Below are 6,201 nucleotides of genomic sequence, written 5' to 3'. Positions count from 1 at the left end.
CGAGCTCTTCTCCACCGTGCGGCTGCCGGTGAACATCGGCGCGCCCGCGGCGCGCAACTGGCTGCTCTCCCTGCCGGAGGTGCGCAGCCGCGAATATCTCGTTTTCCTGGACGACGACGTGTCGCTCCCGGCTGATTGGCTGGGGCGGCTGGGCGCGGCGGCGGCACTCTACCCGGAGGCCTCCGTGTGGGGCTGCCGCGTGGTGGACGAGGCCAACCCCCTGGTGCTGCAAAGCGTGGACTACGTGCCCCTGGCCCCGCGCCCGCAGCGCGCCCCGGACCAGCTCCTGGCACTGCCGACGCTGCACCTCGGGCAGCCGGATTTCGGCCAGTTCTGCTACCTCCGCCCTTGCGTCAGCGTCACCGGCTGCTGCCACATGCTGCGGGGCGCGCAGGTGGACGCCACGGGCGGCTTCGACATCCGCTTCTCGCCCTCGCAGTACGACGACCTGGAGCGCGACCTGCGCGTTTTCGCGGGCGGCGGGCAGGTGGTGTACCAGGGGCACTTGGCGGTGCGGCACAAGCGCCGCAGCGGCGCGGCAGCGGAACGCAGCCAGGCGGAGATCGGCAGCGCCATGGGCAACATGCGCAAGCTGGAGGCCAAGCACGGCGAGGCGCGTCTGGCCGCCATCAGCGAGCAGGGCGAGGCGTTGCTGGAGCGGGACATGGAGCGGCGCTTCCGGCTGCTGGAGGACGTGCTGGATGGCTGAGCGTCCGCGCACAATTGCCGGGGGAACACCATGAACGTCGATGCGCCCGAACTTTCCGTCATCATCCCGGTGTTCAATAAGTGGGAGCTGACCCGGGACTGCCTGGAGAGCCTGCGCCAGCACACAGAGGGCTGTGATTTCGAGGTGCTGGTGGCGGACAACGGCTCCAGCGACGCCACCGCGCAGGAGTGCCCGAACCTCGGCATGGCGTTGTTTCCCGGCCGTTTCCGGCATCTCCGCTTCGAGACCAACCTGAACTTCGGCCCGGCCTGCAACGCCGGAGCAAAGGCCGCTTCCGGCGCTTTGCTGCTGTTCCTGAACAATGACACGCTGCTTTCTCCCGGCTGGCTGCCGCCGCTGTTGGCCGCCCTGCGCTCGAACGAGCGCGTGGGGGCAGTGGGGCCGTTGTTGGTCTACCCCGAGCGCCTGGGCCTTGGCCCGCGGGTGCAGCACCTGGGCATAGTGGTGGAGCCCCAGCTGTACCCCCAGCACCTGCACGAGTATTTCCCCGTGGACCACCCCCTGGTGCGCAAACGGCGTTCGGTGCAGGCCCTCACCGCGGCCGCGCTTCTGCTGCGGCGCTCGCTGTTCTTCGAGTGCGGCGGTTTTTGCGAGGAATACAAGAACGGTGGGGAGGATGTGGACCTGGGGGTGCAGATCGCCAAGCGCGGCTACAGCCAGTTCTGCGTGCCCGAAAGCCGCGTCACTCATCTGGTGGGGCAAACGCCCGGGCGCACGGACAACGAGCGGCACAACGCCCAGGTGCTCAAGGCGCGCTGCCGGGCCGACCTTGTGCCGGATCTTGCCTATCACGCGCAGAAGGACGGCTATGAACTGCGGCTGACGGAGTGCCTGCGGCCCTATCTGGCCCTGCCTGCCCGCAGGGCGGAGGTGCTGAACCGCAGGGCGCAGGTGGGCCTTGATCCGCAACTGTGCCGCGAATTGTTGGCGCGCGAACCACTGTGGCTTGAAGGCTACGGGCTGCTGGCCCGGCACTGCGAGACCGCAGGTGACCTGACGGGCGCGTGCGCGCAGCGTTTTCTGGAGTCGCGTTTCGCGCCGACGGAAGCGGTCTTCACGGAATTGCTGCGCCTGTCGGAACTCTCCGGAGAGGAGGCCTGCCGCCGCAGTGCGGAGTCATGGCTGCTGTGGCGAAGGCAGGAGAGAGCCGCCGATCTCGTGGCTTCCGCCCTGGAGGCGGCCGACTATATGGAACGCCTGCGCCTGGCGGAAGTGGCCGCGTTGTACCGCGGTTGGGCGGCCGGAAAGGGCCGCGCCGCGACCTTCTAGACCCACCGTCGGTCCTGCCCGGCCTCGCGCGGCAGGGGCGCCATGTCCAGTTTTCCGTCCAGAAGCGCCATGAGCTGCATCTGCTCTTCCACGGTATCGAGCTTGAACGAGAGGCCGAGCTGGTAGCTTTTGTCCGAGGCTTGGTCCACGCGCCGCACCTCGGCCTGTAGGGGCAGGTGGATGGAGCGGTCCGGGTCGGAGAGTTCGATGCGCAGCACGGTGGCCTGGGGCAGGGGAGCGTCCGCGCTGCACGAAAGCCCGCCCAGACTGATGTCCAGGGCATTGGCCTGCAGCTGGCGCGCGCCGGGGCAGGTGATGTGCAATGGCAGGGGATCGCTCAACAGGTAGCGGCGGTGTGAGCGCTTGTCGCGATACTGCTCAACGCAATTACGACGTTCCTTGGCGCAGTAAAGGGCCTGGTCCGCGCTGTGCACCAGTCCCGCCATGTCGAGCGCGTCCTTGGGAAAGACGGCCAGGCCGATGCTCACCGTGATCGAGCCGAGGTTCTGTCCGAGATACACCACCCTGTGCCGGGCCAGTGCTTCGCGGATGCGTTCGGCCACGGTTCGGGCCTCGTCGCTGTTCGTCTGCGGCAGGACGATGGCGAATTCTTCTCCGCCGTAGCGCACCACCCGGTCATACAGGCGTGCGGAGTCGAGCAGGATGCCAGCCACGTCGCGCAGGGCCTGGTCTCCGGCGGAATGGCCGTGGGCGTCGTTGAAGTCTTTGAAGTGGTCCAGGTCGAGCATGAGCAGGGAAAAGGCCTGTCCGAAACGGCGGAAGCGCTCCATCTCGCGCGGGACTTCCTGATTGAAGGAGCGGCGATTGAACAGGCCGGTCAGTTCGTCGCGGTAGGCGCCTTCCTCCTTCTGCTGCAGCAGCCGCACTTCCACAAGAATCGGCTCGCGCACCATGGGCCGCACATGCATGAAGTAGTCGCAGGTGGCGGTGATGAGGCTCACTGCGCGGTTCAGGGCCGCACACAGTTCGTGCTGGTGCGCCACTATGGCCAGCAGGCTGTCCCGCGCTTCTTCCGGCGGCAGCTCAAGCCTGCTCAATCCGTACAGGGCCTCGGAGTATACCTCCGGTCCATGGACCAGGGCCAAGGCTTCCCACTGCGATTCCGTCATGCTGCTGCCTGTGGCGGAACGTTGCAGAAGCTCCCGAAGCTGGAGCGAGAAGTCGGACCGGAGCCCCATGGGAATGGACATGCATGCTTCCTTTGACCGGTATGTAGAATTGTATATACGAAGCGCCTCGGCTACGTATTCGTTAGTGGGAAGCCAACGCTTTGTCAACGCGGTCGCGGGAACTTGACCAAAGCCCAGCCTGCGGTGCAGGATGCGAGCATCACACCCCGCATTGCGACGGGTCAGGAGGTATATTTATGCCGCAGACGTTCCGTAACGACGATTCGGTGTTGCGCGCGCGGGTCCAAAAGGTTGTCGAGGAACGCCGCGCCCTGGGGCTGGAAGGGCTGGTGGGCGGCCTGGAGACTGTGCTGGTGACGGTTGAGTCCGAACGACTTGAAAGCGCCGCGGCGGATTTTTTGAACACCACCGGGTACAAATTCGAAACCGCCTTGAGCTACGGCCCGGACCGCGCCTGCGTCTTGACCCATCCCGGCTCGGCCGACTTTCTTTTCCGCACCCGCACCAGCGGGCCCAAGCCCTTCGCCGATGAGCCCCTGGGGCCGAAGTCCACGCACCTGCCGGGCACGCGGGTGGAAGCCATGGTCTTCCTCTGCCGCGATCTGCGGCGCTATGTCGACATCCAGAAAAAGCGGGGCGTGCGCTTCCTGTCAGACGACATCATCCGCTCCGACTCCTGGCTGTTCATCCAGACCGCGCCTTCGGCCTACAGCGCGCTTTCCTTCGGCTTCGTGCAATGGCTGGGCGAGCCGCGCCGCCATGTCTCGAACCTTTCGCCCAAGGCGGACTGGACCCTGCCCAAGCCCGACGCCCCGCACCTGAAGAACATCGGCGTGTTCGACCACGCCTCAGTGCGCGTGCGCGCCAAGGACCGCGACGACGCCATCGTGGAGTTCCTGGAGCTCACGGGCTACGAGTTCTCCATGGCCGTGTACGTGGACAACCTGAACTCCATCACCAATGTGGCCCGCCTGGCGAACGAGCCGTACGCCATGGTCATCACCTCCGGCCTGGGCGAGGCCGCCGCCGGACAGGAGGGGCCGACCGAGATGTTCATCAAGAACTACGGGCGGCGTATACATCACCTGGCCTTCCGCACGGAGCGCATCGAGGACACCTTCGCGGGCCTGAAGGCCCAGGGCATGGAATTTTTGCTGGAGCTTGTGGGTTCCAAGGAAGAAGGCTTGAAGCAGACGTTCAGCCGCCCGTCCAAGGAAACCCTCATCGTCAACGAGTACATCCACCGCTACGAGGGCTTCGACGGCTTCTTCACCAAGAGCAACGTCACGCTGCTCACCGAGGCCACGGCAAAACAGTAGCACAGCCAGAAGCCCAGTGAAGGATGGCTTGACAGGATGGCAAAGCAATCATAAAGATAAACAAATGATCGATAATACAGATGATTTTGTTCCGCTGGACGCCTGTGAAAAGCCCTGCGTCCATCACGACAGGGTGGCGCGGGTGCAAGCGGTGCTGCTGGACGACGCTACGGCGGAAGGCCTGGCGGAGATCTTCAGCCTGCTGGGCGACCGGACCCGTGTGCGCATCCTGCACGCCTTGAGCCTTGGCGAGCTGTGCGTGTGCGATATTTCTGCCGCACTGAACGTCAGCGCGTCGGCCATCTCGCATCAGTTGCGACTTTTGCGCACGGCGAAGCTGGTCAAGGCCCGCAAGGAAGGCAAGAACGTGTTCTACACCCTGGACGACAGCCATGTGCACAGCCTTATGGTCCAGGGCTTGGAGCATGTTCTGGAGTAGACTTTTGAGGGCGCGCGCAGGCGCAGGTGAACACTTGTTCGCCCCTGGCGCAGATTTTCAGAATGCCCCAAAGTCCGCCCGTGGTTCAGGGCTGCGACGTCAAACCCCGTCACGTTGCGTGCCGCTGCGGCAAGTGCCGATCCTGCTCTTGCGGGCCGGTGGCGATTGCTGTAGCCATTTGCCACGAGAAATTCGCCACGGGTAATTCATCGGGAGGCGCGCGCACGGCATGAGCACACAGGGCGGGAACACCCGCAAGCTGGAGTTTCAGGATTCCGGGCTGGCCAACAAGCTCTTCGGTCCGCAGGGGGCCAACCTCGCCCTGCTGAGCGAGAAGAGCGGGGTGGTCATCGAGACGCGCGGCTCCGCGTGCAGCCTGTGCGGCAAGGACGACCTCGTGGAGGTCTGCGCGGGGGTGCTGACCCAGCTGTACGCCTTGCTGCGCGAAGGCAGGCCCGTGCACCCCCAGGACGTGGACTGCGCTTGGCGCATCCTGCTGCGCGAGCCCGGGGCCGACATCCGCCGCATCTTCCAGGACACGGTCTACGTGGCCTCGCCCAAGAAGACCATCGCGCCCAAGACCATCAGCCAGCGCGACTACCTGGAAGCCATCCGCGCCAACGATCTCGTCTTTGCCATCGGCCCCGCCGGAACGGGCAAGACCTACCTTGCCGTGGCTCTGGCCGTTTCCGCCCTCATGCGGCGCGAGGTCAAGCGCATCGTGCTGGCGCGCCCGGCCGTGGAGGCGGGCGAAAAGCTGGGCTTCCTGCCCGGCGACCTGGCCGAGAAGGTCAACCCCTACCTGCGCCCCCTGTACGACGCCCTGCACGACATGCTGGACTTCGCCCGCGTGCAGGACATGCTGGAGACCGGCGTCATCGAGGTGGCTCCCCTGGCCTTTATGCGCGGGCGGACGCTCAATGACGCCTTCGTCATCCTGGACGAAGCCCAGAACACCACGCCGGAGCAGATGAAGATGTTTCTGACGCGCCTGGGCTTCGGCTCGCGCGCGGTGGTCACGGGCGACGTGACTCAGATCGACCTGCCCACCCAGACCCGCAGCGGCCTGGTGGAGGCCCACCGCATCCTGCAGGGGGTCAAGGGCATCGGCTTCGTGGCCTTTCACGAGGAGGACGTCATCCGCCACCCGCTGGTGGGGCGCATCGTGCAGGCCTACGAGCGGCACCAGCGCGAGTCGCAGCCCGCCGAAAAAGCTGCCGCCAAGGGCGGTGACAAGAAATGAGCCGGGTCCAGACCGCTTCCGCCGCAGCCAACGTCGCCGCCACTGAAAAC

The 6,201-nt window shown here is 65.7% G+C and carries 5 protein-coding genes and 1 pseudogene; 5 read left to right on the top strand and 1 reads right to left on the bottom strand.

Annotation, left to right across the window (positions count from 1 at the left end; translation table 11 throughout):
- Together VN419_RS00335 and VN419_RS00330 are read left to right on the top strand one after the other, a co-directional pair.
- A pseudogene (locus tag VN419_RS00335) lies at positions 1-709 on the top strand (glycosyltransferase family 2 protein); the annotation flags it as partial.
- A 30-nt stretch (positions 710-739) separates the two neighbouring features.
- Positions 740-1,999 (top strand): glycosyltransferase family 2 protein, encoded by a 1,260-nt coding sequence (locus VN419_RS00330; protein WP_325643243.1) that lies wholly within the window; start codon positions 740-742, stop codon positions 1,997-1,999.
- On the opposite strand, the gene VN419_RS00325 is transcribed toward VN419_RS00330, so the two are convergent.
- Positions 1,996-3,210, bottom strand: coding sequence for a diguanylate cyclase (locus tag VN419_RS00325; RefSeq protein WP_325643241.1), 1,215 nt, complete (start codon positions 3,208-3,210; stop codon positions 1,996-1,998). The genes VN419_RS00330 and VN419_RS00325 overlap by 4 nt on opposite strands.
- Before the next feature lie 176 nt (positions 3,211-3,386).
- Between VN419_RS00325 and VN419_RS00320 the strand changes: the two genes are divergently transcribed.
- The 3 genes from VN419_RS00320 to VN419_RS00310 all read left to right on the top strand — a co-directional run bounded on the left by VN419_RS00320 (position 3,387) and on the right by VN419_RS00310 (position 6,151).
- Positions 3,387-4,469: a hypothetical protein gene (locus VN419_RS00320; protein ID WP_325643239.1), complete on the top strand. Its 1,083-nt coding sequence runs from the start codon at positions 3,387-3,389 to the stop codon at positions 4,467-4,469.
- 64 nt (positions 4,470-4,533) lie between these two features.
- Positions 4,534-4,908, top strand: a complete 375-nt coding sequence (locus tag VN419_RS00315) for a metalloregulator ArsR/SmtB family transcription factor (protein WP_325643237.1) — start codon at positions 4,534-4,536, stop codon at positions 4,906-4,908.
- A gap of 229 nt (positions 4,909-5,137) precedes the next feature.
- Positions 5,138-6,151 carry a PhoH family protein gene (locus VN419_RS00310; protein ID WP_325643233.1) on the top strand — a complete coding sequence of 338 codons (1,014 nt, stop codon included), beginning with the start codon at positions 5,138-5,140 and terminating at the stop codon, positions 6,149-6,151.
- Positions 6,152-6,201: the final 50 nt, after the last annotated feature.

Origin of the sequence: Humidesulfovibrio sp., from assembly GCF_035560995.1 — a bacterium.
Taxonomy (GTDB): domain Bacteria; phylum Desulfobacterota; class Desulfovibrionia; order Desulfovibrionales; family Desulfovibrionaceae; genus Humidesulfovibrio.
This window is presented reverse-complemented; position numbering and strand designations above follow the sequence as displayed.